Source organism: Aquirufa sp. ROCK-SH2 (genome assembly GCF_054558315.1).
In genome coordinates, this window is the sequence record NZ_JBPXKB010000002.1 from 355,241 (window position 1) to 374,049 (window position 18,809).

Genomic DNA, 18,809 nt, shown 5'->3' on the forward strand with positions numbered 1-18,809 from the left:
TAAAAATTAATCGAGTGTATACCCGAATGAACGCAATTTATCTGACTTTGCACGCCAATCTGGCTCTACTTTGACAAACTGCTCTAAAAATATTTTTTTGCAAAAGAATTTTTCTAAATCTTCTCTAGCTTGAATACCCACTTTTTTAAGGTTTTCTCCTTTATGTCCAATTAAGATGGCTCTTTGAGAAACTCGCTCCACATATATTTCAGATGCGATACGAATGATATCCGGACTCTCTTTAAAAGATGTAACTACAACCTCACAAGAATAGGGGATCTCCTTTTTGTAGTTTAAAAAAATCTTTTCTCGAATGATTTCTGCAGCAAAGAAACGTTCTGATTTATCTGTAAGTTCATCTTTATCAAAAAAGGGTGGGTGTACAGGTAAATATTCAATTAGATATTTGAAAATTTGATCTAAGTGAACTTGTTCAAGTGCTGAAATGGGTAGAATTGGTTTATTTGGGAATATTAATTCCCAATAGTTAACGCATTCTTGCAATTTTTCGGCAGAAACTAAATCGATTTTGTTTAATAAGACAATGATTGGAGTTTGAGTATGGTCTTTCCAATTTGTCAAAAATTCTAAATCTTCATACGTGTCAAAAATGTCTGTAACATACAAGACAACATCCGCGTCTTCTAATGAGTTTTTTACAAATTGCATCATGGATTTATGCAATTCATATTTAGGCAATAAGACTCCAGGTGTATCGGAATAAATGATCTGATAAGGGGTTCCCTCATGTTCTCCATTCAACATTCCCATAATTCTATGTCGTGTTGTTTGGGCTTTTGAGCTAACAATAGATAAGCGCTCTCCGACTAGGGCATTCATAAGAGTGCTCTTTCCTACATTGGGTTTCCCAATGATACTAATGAATCCTGATTTATGTTCTTGGGTCATATTTTCCTAATCCTTCAACACGTATTGTTTTTAGAATTATTTACAAAGATACTTGTTTTTCTCGAAACATTCCTGCATATTTGCACTCCGATTTATATCGCGGGGTGGAGCAGTTGGTAGCTCGTTGGGCTCATAACCCAAAGGTCGTCAGTTCGAGTCTGGCCCCCGCTACTAGAAAGACCTTTTTAAAGGTCTTTTTTTATTTATAAGATTTTTTAAAAGGTTTTTAGTTTGGATCTTGGGCTCATATCCGTCAGCTGACGGACGTCTTTTGAGTCTGGCCCCCGCTACTAGAAAGACCTTTTTAAAGGTCTTTTTTTATTTATAAAATTTTTTAAAAGGTTTTTAGTTTGGATCTTGGGCTCATATCCGTCAGCTGACGGACGTCTTTCGAGTCTGGCCCCCGCTACTAGAAAGACCTTTTTTAAAGGTCTTTTTTTGTTTATACCTAACCTATTTATAAAATGTTTGTTACTTACGTATTATATTCTATTAAGTTTGATGAGATTTATATTGGATATACCAGTAGTTTAATCGATCGTTTTCATTCTCACAATTATTTATCAAATAAAGGCTATACGGTTAAATTTCGACCATGGATAGTTGCCTATGTTGAGTTTTTTGAATCAAAATCTGAAGCTTTATCTCGAGAAAAAGAACTTAAATCAAGTGTTGGACGTCGATTTATCAGAGAATATATAAGTAATTGTGGGCTCATATCCGTCAGCTGACGGACGTCTTTCGAGTCTGGCCCCCGCTACTAGAAAGACCTTTTTTAAAGGTCTTTTTTTTTGTAAAAGGTTTTGTAAAACTTTGTGTCTTTTGTGTTTTAATTTTCAACACAAAGTCACGGTTCAACACAAAGTCACGGAGAGCGAAGTTGGTAAGGGATTCGAAAACTTTTTAGTCTAAATATTTAGAATTTTTCTAATTTCAATCTTCCTATCTCCCCTTTAGCTCCCACACCGATTAAATATCCATTTATTTCAATGATATTGTGGTATTTACTTTTACCTAAAGATCTCCATTTTTTTGTTTTTAGGTTGTAAATGGCTGTTTCGGTAGGGCCTGTAAATATCCAATTATGTTTTGACCAAATTACTTTTTCAATATAAAAATTGGGAGTTATTCCTAGTTGATTCCAATTTTCACCTGCATTTTTGCTATGCAGGAGTGGTATTTTATTTTCGTTCAACTTTAAATAATTTCCACCTGCTATCATTAATTTATTTTTACCGTCAGTGCCTATACTGAAGAATCCACTTGATGAATCTGCCTCTATTTCTTGATTTTTTATTTCCCACTTGCTTAAATCGCCTTTTTCGCTTTGAAATACCCGTGCTATTTTTGCACCTCCGGTAATTAGTGTCGCAATACCATTTTTGTAAAATAAGCTAGATCCACTTGCAGCAAATGCCGCCTCTTTTGGTAATAATTGAGGAAATTTGTTGATCCTTAAGGATTTGAAATTTTCACCTTGTTCATTGAATGTGAAAAATTGAAATTGGCCTTCTACAGGGTCGGACACTAATAGGCCTAGTTTTGTTTTGGAATCATATTGTATCGCATCAAAAAAATAGCCTATTTGGCTTTTCTCAAAAATTAGTTCCCAATTTTTTCCCCCATCCTTAGTTCTAAATATTTTGGCGGCTCCTTTTTCAGATAATCCTGCACTCATTAACAAGATATTATTTTGGTTAATGATGCAAATATCCCTGAAATCTAAATTTTCAGCATCTTTGATTTTTAAAATACTCCAGTTTTTGCCTTTATCATTTGAAAAAATCGCCGTTCCTTTCGTTCCTGATGCCCAAATGTTGTTTTTGTAGGATTTCAATCCTCTGAATGAAGCATCTGAATCAATGGAAATTTTTTCCCACTGACCAAATGCAAATATGGGTAATATCAATATCAGAAATATATGAGTTACATTTTTCATCATAAAAAAAGCCACTCTTTTGAAGGAGTGGCTTTGTATTTTTTTTGTTTTTTTTATTTGTTAACTAAAATCTTACCTTGATATGATTTATCTCCAGTGCTTGATTTGATTTGTAAGATATACAAACCTGATCCTAATGAACTTAAATCGATAGATAAACTATTTCCTGTTGCAGCCAATGCATCCATTGTTCCATTGTAAACAGGTCTTCCAACTAAGTCATAAACAACCACAGTTGCGTTTTTCCATTCATCTAAAAGATCAATTTTAACTGTACCGCTGGTCGGATTAGGATAAACAGCCACTCCTGTAAAGTCAGGATCTGCAACGAAAGTATATTTAACTAAATTTGAGAAACAAACAATTGGAGAGTTTTCAACTGTGAAAGCATATTTTCTTTTCACTGAATAATCTCCATTACCATTGTTGGCAGCCGTTACTTTAATATTATCGATCGTGGCAGTGTTAATAGTAGTGCCAGCTTTCCATTGGTAATCTCCAGCAGTTGCATTTGCCCATTCTGTTAAACCTTCTGCCTTCAATCCATAAGCTCCCATTTTAGAGATTTTAGCAGATGAGAAACTTGGATTTTGAACAAATGTAACCTTTATTCCATCTGATTTTGGAGAATAACATCCGTTTTTATCCGTTTGAATTGAGTAATATGTTCCGTTGGCACTTACTGCTGCTAATGCATTCGTTTTGGATAAAACAGTTGAAGAACCAGTATTAAACCACTCAAATGAATATCCATCAGTTGCAGAACTTACTGAAAAAGCTACCGATACTGCTTTTTCATTTTCATCGATTGCGCAGTTGATGTTTTTTCCAGTCAATGCAATTTTAGGCGCAACTGGGCTAATCCATTTTGTAATGGTGTAAGCGTCAGAACTTACTGATTCACATCCGTTTCCGTCTGTAACAACTACTGAATATTTACCTTCAGAGGTAACTGGGATAACTTTTGTATTACTTGAATTATTCCAGGTGTAAATTGCATTACCGACCAAAGCCGTATTAGAAGATTCTAAAGTTAAGTCAGATACAGGAAATTTATAATCGCAATATGCATCAGAACCTGATTTTCTAGTTACAACTGGTTTAGCAGGTCTTGTGTATTTTACGATTTCATAAGTTGCAGGAATGGAAGCGCAATCATTAGCATCTGTGACAGTTACAGAATAAATACCTTCTTTATTTACTGTTGTTGTAGCTAAAGCAGAACCCGTGTTCCAAGAGTATTTTGGATTACCTACTAAACTAGTATTTGAAGATTGTAAAGTTACTTCCGCAAATGGTATAGTATAATCACAATATGCTGCTTTACCATTGGTATTGGTAATTGTTGGAGTTGCAGGTCTTGTGTATTTAACTATTTCATAAGTACCAGGTTGAGATATACATCCACGATCATCTGTTATTGTTACGCTATATTTCCCTTCAGTTGTCACATCAATTTTAGATGTGGAAGCACCTGTATTCCATAAAAACTTACCTTTGCCAACTAAACTAGTACTTGTAGTTTGTAAAGAAATGGCATTGAATGGAATGTTATAATCACAATATGCGTCCTTACCGTTCGTATTAGTTACAAGTGGTTTCGCAGGTCTTGGATATTGGTCAATTAACACTTTATTAGATGCAAATGAATTACATCCATTTAAATCAGTTACAATAGCTGTATAACTTCCTTGGAAAACATTTGAGCTAATTGTGTTGGTATTATTTCCGGAAATAGCAGTGTTTCCTAATTGCCAAGTATAACTCTTTAATTGAGCCCCAATTGGATTATTGGCTTCAATTACTACATCTGAAACAGGGAAAACGTCTTCGCAATAAATAGAACTTCCTCCTGATTGTGCAATCGTAGGTGTAGCTGGTCTTTGATATTGGGTAATTACTAAAGCATCTGATTTGGGAGCGTCGCAAACACGGCCCAATTCGTCTAAACTTGTAGTTCTATAAGAAGCTTGAACCTTAGTTGCATTATCCTTAATTTTCAAATCAATCAAATTTGCGCCATCAACAAATTGGTCATTTACGAACCACTTAAATGTCGTTCCGGCTGCATTAATAAAACTACCTGCATTTGTAATCGATATTGTATTTTCACCACCAGGGCAGATTTGAGAATCTCCTGAAATGGTTGGTTTCTGATTCGCGACATTTGAGATTGAACGTCTAGTTCTATAATCAGTACCATAATTTACATTACATGCCTGCGCTTCTGCAGATTTATTAATTAACACGACAAACCAAGACCCTGCTTCACTTACTTGAATAGTTTGTTGATAGTTGAAATTTGATCTGCCACCACTGTTACGTAGATTATCCACTTGCCATGTAATGTTATAGTCGTTAACGTATTCGTTAAATGCGTTATTATCAAAAACTCGATGAGTCAATTCAACTGGTTGATCTGGACAAATCTCAACAGATACTTTACTTTTTAAATTGGCATCTTTAAAATAGGCGTAAGTCTCAAGAGAAGGAGCAGGTGCTGCTTTGTGTCTAGTAACATACGTTGATAAACCTCTTGTTAAAGTGTCTTTGGAAACGTGGTTATCGTAATCATAATATTGATATCTACATTTTGCTGTGAAATTTCCCGTTTGTATGGAATTATCGTAAATGTCAACGATGCCATCTTCTGCCTTGCTAACATAATAAGGAAGGCCGACAATCGTGTTAGAGTTAAAATCTGAATTTGGATGGACCCAATAAGTAGCACTCCCTATGTTGGAGCAACCTCCTGATGATAAAGCTACCACCGCACCTTCATTTAATGAGCCATTTCCACAAGACTTTACTGTATTTTTCACTAATGGATATTTAGGGTATTCATTAGGATTAAACATCGTGAACTTTATTTTCGCAGAATTGGGTCCTAAGGCTGTTCCAGGATTTCCAGGATCCTCGCATTTAAGCGTGTATTCATAATACACTTGCGTATTCCCTAAGGGTTGAGTGTAATAACTATTGCCAGAAATGTCATTAGGATCTGTGTTTAATGCCGCTACAGGTAGAGGTCCAACAGAAGTTCCATTTTTGAAAACCTGTATATACGACCAAATAGGCTGTGTTCCCACAGCACAACCAGAAACTGTTAATAATTGCGATTGCCCTTCTGGAGCAAAAACTTCTACACTAGTTAGACCATTAATCAATGGCTGAGGAGCAGGAATTACTGTTTTGTCATTTGCCTCAACGAAGAAGGCTGAAAGCACAAAACCCTGGATTAGCAAAAATTTTATTAATTTGTTCATCATTGTGGAACTTGTTTGAGTAGATGATTATACAATAGTTGTTATATCAATATTTTGAACACTAAATTAGAAACTAATATTGAAAGAAACAATAAGTTTTTTGGGTTTGTCGACGTAATAACGTTTTATTATCAATTTTGTTATTATTCGGTTTAAAATGTTTTTCAAGTATAAATATTCAGTATTTTTACAATTCGTTTTCATCAAGACTGAATAGTCAATTTTTAAGCCAATTCATGGAAGAATTAAAACCAAAGTCGTTAAATTTTTTAGAGGAAATTATTCAAGAGGATCTCGCTGAAGGTAAGTACCAAGAAGGTATTTTAACCCGTTTTCCCCCTGAACCCAATGGTTATCTTCACATTGGTCATGCTAAGAGTATCTGTTTGAACTTTGGTTTGGCTCAAAAATTCGGAGGGGCAACTAATTTACGATTTGATGATACCAATCCGACAACTGAAGATACAGAATATGTAGAATCTATCAGAAAAGATGTGTCTTGGTTAGGCTTTAAGTGGGCGAAAGAACTTTACACCTCTGACTATTTTGAACAATTATACCAATTTGCAATTCAATTGATTGAAAAATCATTGGCTTATGTGGATGATTCTTCTGCCGAGGAAATTGCTGCTCAAAAAGGGACACCTACTGTGCCTGGCGTAAATAGCCCATACCGTACCCGTTCTATTGAAGAGAATTTAGATTTGTTCGCTCGCATGAGGGCAGGAGAGTTTCCCGATGGAGCAAAGGTTTTGAGAGCAAAAATTGACATGTCGCATTCAAATATGCATTTGCGTGACCCACTTTTGTACAGAATTCGTCATGTGGAACACCATCGTACAGGTAATGCTTGGTGCATCTATCCAATGTATGATTTTGCTCACGGCCAAAGTGATTCTATCGAAAAAATTACCCATTCTATTTGTACGCTTGAATTTGATGTGCACAGACCACTTTATGATTGGTTCTTGGAAAAATTAGAAATTTTTCCTTCTCATCAATATGAATTTGCTCGTTTGAACTTGTCTCATACCGTAATGAGCAAAAGAAAATTATTGCAATTAGTCAATGAAAAGGTCGTAAATGGTTGGGATGATCCTAGAATGCCTACCATTTCAGCCTTGAGAAGAAGAGGTTTTACCCCTGCTTCCATTCGTAATTTTTGCGATCGTATCGGCGTTGCAAAAAGAGATAATTTGATTGATATCAGTTTGTTGGAGTTTTGTATTCGAGAGGATTTGAATAAATCTGCGCATCGTTATATGGCTGTTTTAGATCCAATAAAGCTCGTTATTACGAATTATCCTGATGGTAAATCGGAAGATTTATTGATTGAAAATAATCCTGAAGATCCTGAATCTGGCAAACGTGTTGTGCCATTTTCGAAAGAATTGTACATTGAAGCAGAAGATTTTATGGCGGATCCACCGAAGAAATTTTTCCGTTTGGGACCTGGATTAATGGCTCGTTTAAAAGGAGCGTATATCGTTCAAGTAGAGGATTTCATCTTAAATGAAGATGGATCTGTGAAAGAAGTGCATGCCAAGTATTTTCCTGAAAGTAAATCAGGAAATGATACTTCAGGAATCAATGTGAAAGGCACCATTCATTGGGTGTCAATTCCTCACGCTCTTGAAGCAGAGGTTCACTTGTTTGATCGTCTATTAATTGTTGAAGACGCATCTGATTTAGGAGATGATTTTGTGAAATTTATCAATCCAGAATCTTTACAAATTTTGGACAAAATCTACATTGAGCCAGCACTTAAAAATGTTGAAGTTGGACAGGCTTTACAATTTATTCGAAAGGGATATTATTGCCTAGACAAAGATTCTACTTCTGATAAAATCATTTTTAATAGAACGGTTACTTTGAAAGATACGTGGGCGAAAAACGCTAAATAGGTAAGAGGTAAAAGGGATAAGAATGTTTGATAACTTTGGCTGAGTCACTCTAAGAATGGTTTCGTGTACAAAAAACAATCTCTTTCTCTATCGATTCATTAAATCGCGATGAATTTTTATCAAATAAATTAGATTAAACTCAGGAGACTTTTACCTATTACCTATTAAAATTAAGGGTTAAAAACTAAAATTCCGGGTCTTTCCCAAAAATTGGGATTAAATCAAATTTAATTGTCTTTTTTCTTGCCAACAATACAATTTTCCGGCTAATTCTTTTTGTATGGTATTTCTTTTTTTGAAAAAAGAAGAAATAGCGTTGGCTGAGCGGAGCCGAAGCCAAAAGCGGAGAGAATGTAGAATTAAGAATAAAAAATGAGAATCATCCGTGCCCTTTGTGTTAACACTAAGTGCACAATGTTTTTAAACATTAAGTCATTAAGAAACATTAAGATTTTTCTTTTACCTATTAATGCGAATTAAAGGTTAATAACTAAAATTCTAGATCCTTTCCAAAAGTTGGGATTAACCGAAAGTTCATTGATGATTATGAAAAATAGATATTTTAACTCTTAATTCGCATTATTTCCTCTTACCTCTTACCTCTTACCTCTTACCTCTTACCTCTTACCTCATCTTATTTCTTAAATAGCGACTCCACAAATGTTTTCTTGTTAAACACCTGTAAATCCGCGATTTTTTCTCCTACACCGATGTATTTAACGGGGATTTTGAATTGTTCAGATATACCAATAACTACCCCACCTTTCGCCGTCCCGTCTAATTTGGTAATTGCTAATGAACTAACTTCTGTAGCTTTTGTGAATTCTTGAGCTTGGATAAAGGCATTTTGGCCAGTTGAGCCATCTAATACCAAAAGGACTTCGTGAGGCGCTTCTGGGATAAATTTCTGAATCACACGTTTGATTTTAGTTAATTCAGTCATTAAATTAACCTTCGTATGAAGTCTGCCTGCCGTATCTATTATGACGATGTCTGCCTCCATATCAACTGCTTTTTTAACGGTATCAAATGCCACAGCGGCTGGATCTGTATTCATTCCATGGTCTATGACAGGAATTCCTACGCGCTCTCCCCATAATTTTAATTGGTCAACAGCTGCAGCGCGGAATGTGTCTGCTGCTCCTAAAACAACTTTTAACCCATTTTGGTGAAATTGCGAAGCTAGCTTGCCAATGGTGGTTGTTTTACCAACACCATTCACCCCAACTACCATAATGACATATGGTTTTTGCTTAGGTTCCGCAAAAGCATTGTCCAAATCTGTAGAATGATTTTCCTCCAAGAGAGCTGCAATTTCCTCTCTCAGTACAATATCTAATTCGTCTGTGGAAACAAATTTATCGCGCTCTACACGTTTTTCAATTCGCTCAATGATTTTTAATGTGGTAGGAACACCTACATCCGAGCTTAGGAGAATTTCTTCTAAGTTGTCTAAAATTTCATCATCTACCTTAGATTTCCCTAAGACAGCACGACCCATTTTGCTTAAAAAACCGTCCTTGGTTTTTTCTAATCCTTTCTCCAAAGCTTCTAGCTCTGCTTGCTCTTGGGGCTCAGGTTTCTTTTTGAAAAAGTCGAATAATCCCATAATGAATGGAGAGAATAAATGTAGAAAATGATTCAATAAAAAAAGTCCCTTCAAGAAGGGACTTCAATATGTAAGCAAAAACCAAAAATGGAATTGAAAATACTAGTTTTTCAACGCAGCATTAACCTCATCTTGAAGAATGATTTCTTCTTTGAATGTGTATGCTCCTGTGTTTGGATTTTTAACCGCCTTAATGATTTTAGCGTATTTAACGCCACCTTCTTTCTTTAGTGTTGCAACTACCTTCTTAGCCATGATTCCTTGGTATTAAACCTATTTAATTTCTTTATGTAAAGTAACTTTTTTCAATACTGGATTGTATTTCTTTAACTCTATACGAGCTGTAGTGTTCTTACGATTTTTCGTCGTGATGTAACGAGACATTCCCGGTACGCCTGACTCTTTGTGCTCCGTGCATTCTAAAATTACTTGAATGCGATTTCCTTTCTTTGCCATAATAGATAAATCTTTTAACGTCTCTTTTTGAAACGGAATGCAAAGATATAAGAATTATTTTTTGCTACAAATATTTGAACTAAAAATATTTATAAATTTCTGGCTATTTGTCAATTACTTTTTTTTATCATGATTAAATTTAGCATTTTTGTTTAATGAAGTCCCAACAATATCAATTTCTTCCTGAAAATTTTGCTAATTCTGATCCTAACAAATATCAAGTTGAAGGATTGAAATCGGAAGAAATGATTATCTCCATAGGTCCTCAGCATCCATCTACTCACGGAGTTTTAAGGCTCGAAGTTATTTCTGATGGGGAAATTGTCGTAGATGTTGTTCCTCATTTGGGTTATTTACACCGCTGCTTTGAAAAGCATGCCGAAGCTCTTCCTTACAATCAAATTATTCCTTATGTCGATCGTTTGGATTATATGGCTGCTATGAATTCTGAGCACGCTTATGTCATGGGCGTTGAGAAATTGATGAATTTAGAAGGAACTTTGCCCAAACGCATAGAATACATTCGTGTTTTGGTGGCAGAGTTGAACCGCATCGCTTCTCATTTTGTGGCAATTGGAACTTATGGTTTGGATATTGGAGCATATACCCCATTTTTGTGGTTAATGCGAGATAGAGAGCATATTCAGCGATTGCTAGAATGGCTTTCTGGTGCGAGAATGCTGTATAATTATGTTTGGATTGGCGGCTTGTTTTATGATTTACCGGTTGGCTTTGAGGAAAAAACTGTTGAATTATTGCCCATATTAAAAAATACTATTTCTGAAGTCATAACATTGGTAGAAGACAATAGTATATTTATCAAAAGAACGGCCAATGTGGGGGTATTATCTATGGATTTGGCCATTAATTATGGTTGCACGGGACCCGTTTTAAGGGGTTCAGGTCTGGCATATGATTTAAGAAAAATTGATGCTTATTCCGTGTATCCTGAAATTGAATTCAATGTGCCCATTGGGGAAGGTAAAATGGGTAAATTAGGCGATTGTTGGGATAGAAATCATGTTCGAATCAAGGAATGTGAAGAATCAATCAAGATCATTGAAGCTTGTTTACAACAATTGACAACTGATCACAAACGCACTCGTGAATTTAATCCTCAAGAATTTGTACCCAAAAAAATCCGACCTGCCGCCAATGATTTATATGTTCGGGCAGAAAATCCAAAAGGGGAATTAGGTTTCTTTTTTAGAACGGATGGAAGGTCTGATATTCCTCAACGTTTAAAAGTTAGAGCTTGTTCTTTTCATCATTTATCTGTAATTCCTAGTTTGGCAAAAGGTGCTTATTTGGCAGATTTGGTAGCCATTATTGGGTCAATGGATTTAGTTATGGGAGAGGTTGATCGTTAATTAATTATGATAAAACAATTTTTACCTGCCTTAGAAGCTGAAATTTCAAACTTGAATCTGGGAAATAATCCCAATGAACTATACGAGCCTATTCGTTATTTGATGGCTTTGGGAGGAAAAAGAATTCGGCCAGTATTGAGTTTGCTGTCTTATTCTCTTTTCAAAAATGATTGGCACACTGCTATTCGTCCCTCCTTGTCGATTGAAATTTTTCACAATTTTACGTTGATGCATGATGATATCATGGACAAAGCACCACTTAGGAGAGGGAAAGCCACCGTTCATGAAAAATGGAACGATAATATTGCCATTCTATCTGGTGACGTGATGCTTGTAAAGGCTTATGATTATTTGAATGAAGCTAAAAATTTGGACTTGTTCTCCTTTCAATATTTACTTACTCGGTTTAACAAAACAGCAGCAGAGGTTTGTGAAGGACAGCAATTTGATATGAATTTTGAAAATCTTGAAAAGGTCTCTATTGATGATTATCTGGAAATGATTCGACTGAAAACATCTGTTTTGGTAGGATTTTCGATGGAATTAGGGGCTTTGTTAGCAGGCGAATCAAAGGAGATGGCTTCTCATTTATACCAAATTGGAGAGTTAGTCGGCTTAGGTTTCCAGTTAAAAGATGATTTTTTAGACGTTTATGGTGATCCTATAAAATTTGGAAAACAGGTTGGGGGAGATATTTTAGCCAATAAAAAAACCTATTTGTTGATAAATGCCTTGGAGCAAGCCAAAGGTGATGAAGCGAAGGAATTAACACATTGGTTGCAAGCGGACAATCTGGTTCCTATGGATAAAATTGATGCCGTAACGAAAATTTACAATAGCTTAGGGATTCATATTCAAACAGAAAAAGCCATACAAGATTACTTTGATCAGGCCTTTGAGAAAATGAGTCAATTGGATATTTCAGAGGAACGAAAATTAAGTCTTCAGAACTTCATGGCGGGGTTGGTTGATAGAGAAGTTTAATGTAGATTTGTGCCTATTTTTTAATGGCTTCTTCGGAGGCTTTTTGTTATTATGTGGGAATCCATCAGTTTTTTGATTATAGTTTTGACCATAGCCATTTCACTAATTGCTTGGCGTAGCGATGATTTATTGTCGAAATTAACTATGAATCCCTATCGAATTGCTCATAAAAAGGAATATTGGCGATTTGTAACTTCTGGTTTTATTCATGCGGATTTCACGCATTTGTTTTTCAATATGTTTTCCTTTTTCTTTTTTGGCTTACAATTGGAACAAATTTTTAACATTTTATTTCCAGGTTCAGGGGTGCTATTATATGTTGTATTTTATCTGCTAGCCATTGTTGTAGCTGATTTGCCCACTTATTTCAAGCAATCAAAAAATCCATATTATAATTCTTTAGGTGCTTCTGGAGCGGTTTCTGCCGTGATTTTCGCAGGAATTTTATTTTTCCCGGTTGAGAAAATATATCTGTTTGGACTAATTGGAATCCCCGGATTCATCTATGCGGGATTATTTACTTGGTATTCCATTGCGATGGATAAAAGAGGAGGAGGTTTCGTAAATCATTCAGCGCATTTGTATGGAGGAATTTTCGGTTTAGTTTTTATGACGATATTATATCCTTCGGCTTGGATTACTTTTTTCCAACAAATTAAAACGATGATATGGTAGAGGGAATTAAAAAAATAGCCATTCTTGGTTCTACCGGTTCCATTGGTACACAAACTTTGGAAGTGATTGAACAACATCCAGACCGTTTTCAGGTAGAGGTTTTGACAGCTCAAAATAGTGCTGATTTGTTGATTGAGCAGGCTTTGAAATGGAATCCAGCCCATGTTGTCATAGGAAACGAAAGTCAATACGGTAAAGTAAAAGAAGCATTAGCATCCAAAAATATTGAAGTCCATACAGGTGCAAAAAGTTTGGAGGACTTGGTACAATTAGATTCAGTGGATGTCGTTTTGACAGCTTTGGTGGGATATGCCGGTTTGTTGCCGACGATTAAAGCAATTGAAGCTAAAAAGACCATTGCTTTAGCCAATAAAGAAACATTGGTTGTTGCAGGAGCACTAATTATGCCTTTGGCGGCAAAAATGGGGGTATCTATTTTGCCTGTCGACTCAGAACATTCAGCGATTTTTCAATGTTTGATGGGCGAGGCACATAATCCCATTGAAAAAATTATTCTGACAGCCTCTGGTGGTCCTTTTAGAGGATATAAAAAAGCAGATTTAGAAAAAGTGGGGAAAGCGCAAGCTCTAAAACACCCCAATTGGTCTATGGGTGCGAAAATTACCATTGATTCAGCTAGTTTGATGAATAAAGGTTTAGAGGTCATTGAAGCAGCTTGGTTGTTCGATTTGCAACCCAATCAAATTGAGGTTGTGGTACATCCTCAATCCATTGTACATTCGTTGGTGCAATTTGAAGATGGATCAATAAAGGCTCAGATGGGATTACCTGATATGAAATTGCCGATTCAATTTGCTTTAGGTTATCCCAATAGAATTTCAGCAAATTTTCCAAGATTCGACTTTAAAAACTATGCTACTTTAACTTTTGAAGAGGCGGATGTTGAAACTTTTCGAAATTTAGGATTGGCTTTTCAAGCTTTGGACAAAGGGGGAAATATGGCTTGTCTGTTGAATGCAGCCAATGAAATTGCCGTGGAATCATTTTTGAAAGAGGAAATTAGTTTTTTAGAAATGTCTCAATTGAATGAATTTTGTATGTCGGAGGGAACTTTTTTAGCTTCTCCAAGCTTAGAGGACTACATTGAGACGGATAAATTGAGTAGAATTTTGGCGAAAGCCTGGGTAAAAAATAACAAGAATTAAAAATAACAAGATCGCATGGAAGGTTTGATTATGGCAGGGCAATTAATTTTAGGATTGTCAATTTTGGTTTCATTACATGAGTTTGGGCATTTTATTACTGCCAAATGGTTTAAAATGCGCGTGGATAAATTTTATCTATTTTTTGATTTTCTTTTTCCCATTCCTACTGTTTTAAATTTTGCCCTTTTTAAAAAGAAAGTCGGCGATACGGAATATGGATTAGGTTGGTTTCCTTTGGGAGGGTATGTATCCATTGCAGGTATGATCGATGAAACGCAAGATGCAGAGACTTTGGCAAAGGATCCTGAACCTTGGGAGTTTCGTGCGAAACCCGCTTGGCAGCGTTTAATTGTTATGCTGGGTGGTGTAATCGTGAATGTTATTACAGGTGTAGTGATTTTTGTTTGTCTAACATATTCCAATGGGAATAATTACATCTCTAAAAATGATTTGAATAAAAACGGCATTGTGGCTTTGGAATTGGGGCAACAAATTGGTTTGAAAACGGGCGATAAAATTCTAAAAGTGAATGGAGCGGATTTTAAAAGCGTTTCTGATTTAAGAACTTCTGACGTGCTTTTAGGCGATAATTCTTCTTATACGGTTTTACGTGGTAGTCAAGAAATTGTAGTGAAGATTCCATCTAATTTCATTGAGAAATTAAGCGATAAAAAGGCTGCTTTCATTGAACCGATGACAAAATTCAGAGTAGCTGAAGTGGCAGCACCTAATCCTCCTTCCTTGTTAGATAAGCTTTTTGGAGGAAAATCTGAAGAAATGTTGCCAGCTTTGGCGGCAGGATTAAAAGCGGGAGATTACATTACTTCGATAAATAATCAGCCAGTGAATTTTTATCATGAAGTAAAAGAAAAATTGGCTAAAGAAGCTGGTAAGCCTATTAAATTGGGGATTTCTAGAAATGGGAAGTCTGATACATTGAATATGGTGGTGGCTAATTCGGGTCAAATTGGATTTTTGGCGGAGATGTTGTTAAAACCAACACACGAAGATTATACCTTTTCAGAAGCCGCTTCTTTAGGTACTTCTAGGGCATTTTCGGTCATTACAGACAATATTCGTGGATTTAAGAAAATTGCATCTGGTGATGTTTCTGCTTCAAAAGCATTGAGTGGCCCTATTGGAATTGCTCAAATGTTTGGTGGAGTTTGGGATTGGAACCGTTTTTGGATGTTAACTGGCTTATTGTCTATGGCTTTGGCATTTATGAATATTTTGCCTATTCCAGCTTTGGATGGAGGACACGCTATTTTCTTGTTGTATGAAATGATTACAGGCAAGCCTGCCTCTATTAAGGTATTAGAACGCGCACAACAAATAGGAATGATTATCTTGTTGGCATTGATGGCTTATACTTTCGGTAACGATTTGTTTAAAGCTTTCTTTTAAGCTTAAATCATTGGTTCAATGACTAAAAATGGCCTAATCATCAGCTTTTTGCTGCTATTTTCACTTTGTTCTTTTTCAGTGGAAAAAAAGGATTTACACCCTTTTCATACCTCTGTTTCAGAATGTGTTTATAATGAAAAGGAGAAAATTTGGGAGCTAAGTATTCGGCTTTTTCAAGATGATCTAGAGCAAGCATTGACCGAATTTCAAGGAAAGAAATTTCAATTTCAATTTGCAACGAACTCCGACGTGCTTATAGAATCTTATATTCGAAAGCATGTAGGTTTTGTGGTCAACCAGAAATTACAAACGCCTTATCGCTGGATTGGATGGGAAGCTCAATCGGACGCCATTTGGATTTACATAGAAATACCCACAGCAAATGATTTATCAGGGGTCTATTTTCAGCAAAGTGCATTAACAGAAGTATTTTCTGATCAAACAAATTTGCTCCATGTGGCTAGAAAAGAGTTGAAAAAGTCTTATTTATTTCAGAAAAACCAACCCGTGCAACAAATTTCTTGGTAAATTATATGACAACTTGTCTTGTGGCATACTATTTGCCTGCTAGTGTTACCGTTAAAGAAAACGTGTAGAGAAATTTAAAAATTATGTCTATGAACAACCCAAATGACATTTTTAAGCATTTGAAATTGTCCGATATGTCGGATTTTGAGAATATTGAATTAATACCTATCGGGTCAGAGGGAGTGGATCAAGATGACAAAATGAGTGTTTTGTCAGATGAGCTTTCTATTTTACCTATTAGAAATATTGTATTGTTTCCAGGGATGGTCATCCCAATTACAGTTAGCAGACAAAAGTCGGTTAGACTGGTGAAAAAGGCTTATAAAGGAGATCGAACCATTGGAGTTATTACCCAGTCGAATAATTCCAAAGATGAACCCAAGCCAGATGATTTATACAAAGTAGGGACGGTGGCGCATATTGTCAAAATGTTTGTTTTGCCTGGCGGTAATACAACGATTATTGTACAAGGTAGAAAGCGTTTTGAGGTGAAAGATTATGTGAAGACGGAGCCAAATCTAGTTGCTAAGGTGGAATATTGGGAAGATAATTTCCCCAAAAAATTGAATAAAGAAAACAAAGCCTTGGTTTCCACCTTGAAGGAATCCGCTTTGAAAATATTGAATTTGAATCCAGAAATCCCAAGAGAAGCGCAAATTGCCATCGATAACATCGAAACTTCTGCCTTTTTAGTGCATTTTTTATCCTCTAATATCAATGCCGAGTTAAAAGACAAACAAGGACTTTTGGAGACAAAAGATGGTATTGAGCAAGCGACTCATTTATTGGAATTTATGTTGAAAGATATTCAACATTTAGAACTAAAAAGGGAAATACAAAGCAAAGCTTCGAGTGATATTGATCAGCAACAAAGAGATTATTATATCCGTCAGCAAATCAAAGTTTTGCAAGAAGAACTAGGCGTTGAGAGTCCAGAGCAAGAATTGGATGGCTTACGATCAAAAGGCGCTAAAAAGAAATGGAGCAAAGAAGTAAATGAATTTTTTAACAAAGAATTATCAAAACTTCAGAGAACCAATTCCATGTCGGCCGAATATCCGATGCTGATGAATTTTGTTGAACTATTGGTGGATTTACCTTGGGGAGAGTATACTAAGGATAATTTTGATCTACAGAAAGCCAAGCGAATTTTAGATGCGGATCACGCTGGATTAGAAAAAGTGAAAGAAAGAATCATCGAGTACTTAGCCGTTCTGAAAATGAAGGGCGACATGAAAGCTCCGATTTTATGTTTGTACGGCCCTCCAGGGGTTGGTAAGACTTCTTTGGGACGTTCCATCGCGAAGGCGATTGGAAGAAAATATGTGCGTATGGCTTTAGGTGGTTTGCGTGATGAAGCGGAAATTCGTGGACATCGTAAAACTTACATTGGGGCGATGCCTGGAAAAGTGATTCAGAATATTAAGAAATCAGTTTCTTCCAATCCCGTATTTATTTTGGATGAAATTGATAAGGTAGGTTCTGATCATCGTGGAGATCCTTCTTCTGCCTTGTTAGAAGTGTTGGATCCTGAGCAAAACAATAGCTTCATGGATAATTATTTGGAAGTAGAATATGATTTGTCGAAAGTCATGTTCATTGCTACTGCCAATAATTTGGATACCATTCATCCTGCTTTGAGAGATCGTATGGAGATTATTGAAGTGAGTGGATATACCATAGAGGAGAAGGTGCAAATTGCTAAAAAGCATTTATTGCCAAAGCAAAAGAAAGAACATGGTGTAGAAAAAGCGGCTTTTAATTTAAGCGATGCTGCCATACAGAAAATTGTGGAAGGCTATACGCGTGAATCAGGCGTACGTAAATTAGAGCAAGAAATTGGTCGTTTGGTTAGAAAAATCACGAAATCCATTGCCATGGGAGAAGCTTTTCCTTCCAAAGTTCAGCCTGCAGATGTGGTGAGTTTATTGGGACAGGAGATATTTGATAAAGATTCCTATGAAAGCAATGAATATGCTGGAGTAGTTACGGGTCTGGCTTGGACTCCTGTGGGTGGAGATATTTTGTTCATTGAAACTTTACTGAATAAAGGTAAGGGACAGTTGACACTTTCTGGTCAATTGGGCGATGTGATGAAAGAATCAGCCGTGGCTGCTTTGAGTTTTTTAAAGGCACATTCAGATGATTTAGGAATCGATTATCGCGTTTTTGATCAATACAATTTGCACATTCACGTACCAGCAGGTGCCGTACCCAAAGACGGGCCTTCTGCGGGAATTACCATGCTTACCGCGATCGCTTCTGCGTTGACACAAAGAAGAGTGAAAGCTAATTTGGCTATGACTGGCGAGATCACTCTACGTGGCAAAGTATTGCCTGTGGGAGGTATCAAGGAAAAAATCTTGGCAGCCAAACGTGCGGGGATCAAGGAGATCATCATGTGTTATAAAAACCGCAAAGATGTAGAGGAAATTGAGGCAAATTACATTTCCGATTTGACCTTCCACTATGTAGAAAATGCCAATGAGGTATTGAAATTAGCCTTATTGGAAGAAAAAGTGAGCAATCCTGTCAACTTTGTTTTTCAGGAAGAAAAAGCTAAATAGTTATTAGTTATTAGTGATTAGTTATTAGA

The 18,809-nt window shown here is 36.1% G+C and carries 15 protein-coding genes and 1 tRNA gene; 10 read left to right on the forward strand and 6 right to left on the reverse strand.

Annotation, left to right across the window (positions count from 1 at the left end; translation table 11 throughout):
* Positions 1 to 6 precede the first annotated feature (6 nt).
* On the reverse strand, positions 7 to 909 hold the full coding sequence (era, locus tag V7S79_RS05435; protein ID WP_459489548.1) for a GTPase Era: 903 nt from the start codon (positions 907 to 909) through the stop codon (positions 7 to 9).
* Between the two features lie 98 nt (positions 910 to 1,007).
* On the opposite strand from era, the gene V7S79_RS05440 reads away from it, so the two are divergent.
* Together V7S79_RS05440 and V7S79_RS05445 are read left to right on the forward strand one after the other, a co-directional pair.
* Positions 1,008 to 1,080 (forward strand) — tRNA-Met (locus tag V7S79_RS05440).
* A gap of 293 nt (positions 1,081 to 1,373) precedes the next feature.
* Complete coding sequence (locus V7S79_RS05445) at positions 1,374 to 1,640, forward strand: GIY-YIG nuclease family protein (protein WP_459489549.1); 267 nt, start codon at positions 1,374 to 1,376, stop codon at positions 1,638 to 1,640.
* 185 nt (positions 1,641 to 1,825) lie between these two features.
* Here the strand turns inward: V7S79_RS05445 and V7S79_RS05450 are convergent, their stop codons facing one another.
* Both V7S79_RS05450 and V7S79_RS05455 read right to left on the reverse strand, forming a co-directional pair.
* The gene (locus V7S79_RS05450; RefSeq protein ID WP_459489550.1) at positions 1,826 to 2,851 is read right to left on the reverse strand and encodes a hypothetical protein; all 1,026 of its coding nucleotides are present in this window, start codon (positions 2,849 to 2,851) and stop codon (positions 1,826 to 1,828) included.
* 50 nt (positions 2,852 to 2,901) lie between these two features.
* Positions 2,902 to 6,117 (reverse strand): T9SS type A sorting domain-containing protein, encoded by a 3,216-nt coding sequence (locus tag V7S79_RS05455; protein WP_459489551.1) that lies wholly within the window; start codon positions 6,115 to 6,117, stop codon positions 2,902 to 2,904.
* A 233-nt stretch (positions 6,118 to 6,350) separates the two neighbouring features.
* On the opposite strand from V7S79_RS05455, the gene V7S79_RS05460 reads away from it, so the two are divergent.
* Complete coding sequence (locus V7S79_RS05460) at positions 6,351 to 8,018, forward strand: glutamine--tRNA ligase/YqeY domain fusion protein (RefSeq protein WP_459489552.1); 1,668 nt, start codon at positions 6,351 to 6,353, stop codon at positions 8,016 to 8,018.
* Between the two features lie 634 nt (positions 8,019 to 8,652).
* Here V7S79_RS05460 and ftsY read toward each other — a convergent pair.
* The 3 genes from ftsY to rpmG form a co-directional block, all read right to left on the reverse strand.
* Positions 8,653 to 9,627: a signal recognition particle-docking protein FtsY gene (gene ftsY, locus V7S79_RS05465; protein WP_459489553.1), complete on the reverse strand. Its 975-nt coding sequence runs from the start codon at positions 9,625 to 9,627 to the stop codon at positions 8,653 to 8,655.
* A gap of 102 nt (positions 9,628 to 9,729) precedes the next feature.
* Positions 9,730 to 9,882, reverse strand: coding sequence for a DUF4295 domain-containing protein (locus tag V7S79_RS05470; protein ID WP_166373881.1), 153 nt, complete (start codon positions 9,880 to 9,882; stop codon positions 9,730 to 9,732).
* Positions 9,883 to 9,900: 18 nt separating this feature from the next.
* Positions 9,901 to 10,083 (reverse strand): 50S ribosomal protein L33, encoded by a 183-nt coding sequence (gene rpmG, locus V7S79_RS05475; protein WP_459489554.1) that lies wholly within the window; start codon positions 10,081 to 10,083, stop codon positions 9,901 to 9,903.
* A 155-nt stretch (positions 10,084 to 10,238) separates the two neighbouring features.
* Between rpmG and V7S79_RS05480 the strand changes: the two genes are divergently transcribed.
* From V7S79_RS05480 to lon, 7 genes are all read left to right on the forward strand, one after another.
* Positions 10,239 to 11,453: an NADH-quinone oxidoreductase subunit D gene (locus V7S79_RS05480; RefSeq protein WP_459489555.1), complete on the forward strand. Its 1,215-nt coding sequence runs from the start codon at positions 10,239 to 10,241 to the stop codon at positions 11,451 to 11,453.
* A 6-nt stretch (positions 11,454 to 11,459) separates the two neighbouring features.
* A complete protein-coding gene (locus V7S79_RS05485) occupies positions 11,460 to 12,437 on the forward strand; it encodes a polyprenyl synthetase family protein (protein ID WP_459489556.1) in 978 nt (325 codons plus the stop codon).
* 51 nt (positions 12,438 to 12,488) lie between these two features.
* Positions 12,489 to 13,112 carry a rhomboid family intramembrane serine protease gene (locus V7S79_RS05490; RefSeq protein WP_459489557.1) on the forward strand — a complete coding sequence of 208 codons (624 nt, stop codon included), beginning with the start codon at positions 12,489 to 12,491 and terminating at the stop codon, positions 13,110 to 13,112.
* A complete protein-coding gene (locus V7S79_RS05495; RefSeq protein WP_459489558.1) occupies positions 13,106 to 14,278 on the forward strand; it encodes a 1-deoxy-D-xylulose-5-phosphate reductoisomerase in 1,173 nt (390 codons plus the stop codon). The genes V7S79_RS05490 and V7S79_RS05495 overlap by 7 nt, the downstream gene beginning before the upstream one ends.
* 15 nt (positions 14,279 to 14,293) lie before the next feature.
* Positions 14,294 to 15,685 (forward strand): RIP metalloprotease RseP, encoded by a 1,392-nt coding sequence (gene rseP / locus V7S79_RS05500; RefSeq protein ID WP_459489559.1) that lies wholly within the window; start codon positions 14,294 to 14,296, stop codon positions 15,683 to 15,685.
* Between the two features lie 18 nt (positions 15,686 to 15,703).
* Positions 15,704 to 16,213 carry a DUF6702 family protein gene (locus V7S79_RS05505; RefSeq protein ID WP_459489560.1) on the forward strand — a complete coding sequence of 170 codons (510 nt, stop codon included), beginning with the start codon at positions 15,704 to 15,706 and terminating at the stop codon, positions 16,211 to 16,213.
* Between the two features lie 89 nt (positions 16,214 to 16,302).
* Entirely contained in the window at positions 16,303 to 18,780 is a 2,478-nt protein-coding gene (gene lon / locus V7S79_RS05510) for an endopeptidase La (protein WP_459489561.1), read from the forward strand.
* The last annotated feature ends 29 nt before the right edge of the window (positions 18,781 to 18,809 follow it).

Excerpts from the sequence above, each read along its gene's own strand:
- ftsY (WP_459489553.1), bottom strand. The coding sequence starts at position 9,627 with ATGGGATTATTCGACTTTTTCAAAAAGAAACCTGAGCCCCAAGAGCAA.
- V7S79_RS05505 (WP_459489560.1), top strand. The coding sequence starts at position 15,704 with ATGACTAAAAATGGCCTAATCATCAGCTTTTTGCTGCTATTTTCACTT.
- V7S79_RS05450 (WP_459489550.1), bottom strand. The coding sequence starts at position 2,851 with ATGATGAAAAATGTAACTCATATATTTCTGATATTGATATTACCCATA.
- V7S79_RS05460 (WP_459489552.1), top strand. The coding sequence starts at position 6,351 with ATGGAAGAATTAAAACCAAAGTCGTTAAATTTTTTAGAGGAAATTATT.
- V7S79_RS05495 (WP_459489558.1), top strand. The coding sequence starts at position 13,106 with ATGGTAGAGGGAATTAAAAAAATAGCCATTCTTGGTTCTACCGGTTCC.
- V7S79_RS05470 (WP_166373881.1), bottom strand. The coding sequence starts at position 9,882 with ATGGCTAAGAAGGTAGTTGCAACACTAAAGAAAGAAGGTGGCGTTAAA.
- V7S79_RS05485 (WP_459489556.1), top strand. The coding sequence starts at position 11,460 with ATGATAAAACAATTTTTACCTGCCTTAGAAGCTGAAATTTCAAACTTG.
- rpmG (WP_459489554.1), bottom strand. The coding sequence starts at position 10,083 with ATGGCAAAGAAAGGAAATCGCATTCAAGTAATTTTAGAATGCACGGAG.
- V7S79_RS05455 (WP_459489551.1), bottom strand. The coding sequence starts at position 6,117 with ATGATGAACAAATTAATAAAATTTTTGCTAATCCAGGGTTTTGTGCTT.
- V7S79_RS05480 (WP_459489555.1), top strand. The coding sequence starts at position 10,239 with ATGAAGTCCCAACAATATCAATTTCTTCCTGAAAATTTTGCTAATTCT.
- lon (WP_459489561.1), top strand. The coding sequence starts at position 16,303 with ATGAACAACCCAAATGACATTTTTAAGCATTTGAAATTGTCCGATATG.
- era (WP_459489548.1), bottom strand. The coding sequence starts at position 909 with ATGACCCAAGAACATAAATCAGGATTCATTAGTATCATTGGGAAACCC.
- V7S79_RS05445 (WP_459489549.1), top strand. The coding sequence starts at position 1,374 with ATGTTTGTTACTTACGTATTATATTCTATTAAGTTTGATGAGATTTAT.
- V7S79_RS05490 (WP_459489557.1), top strand. The coding sequence starts at position 12,489 with ATGTGGGAATCCATCAGTTTTTTGATTATAGTTTTGACCATAGCCATT.
- rseP (WP_459489559.1), top strand. The coding sequence starts at position 14,294 with ATGGAAGGTTTGATTATGGCAGGGCAATTAATTTTAGGATTGTCAATT.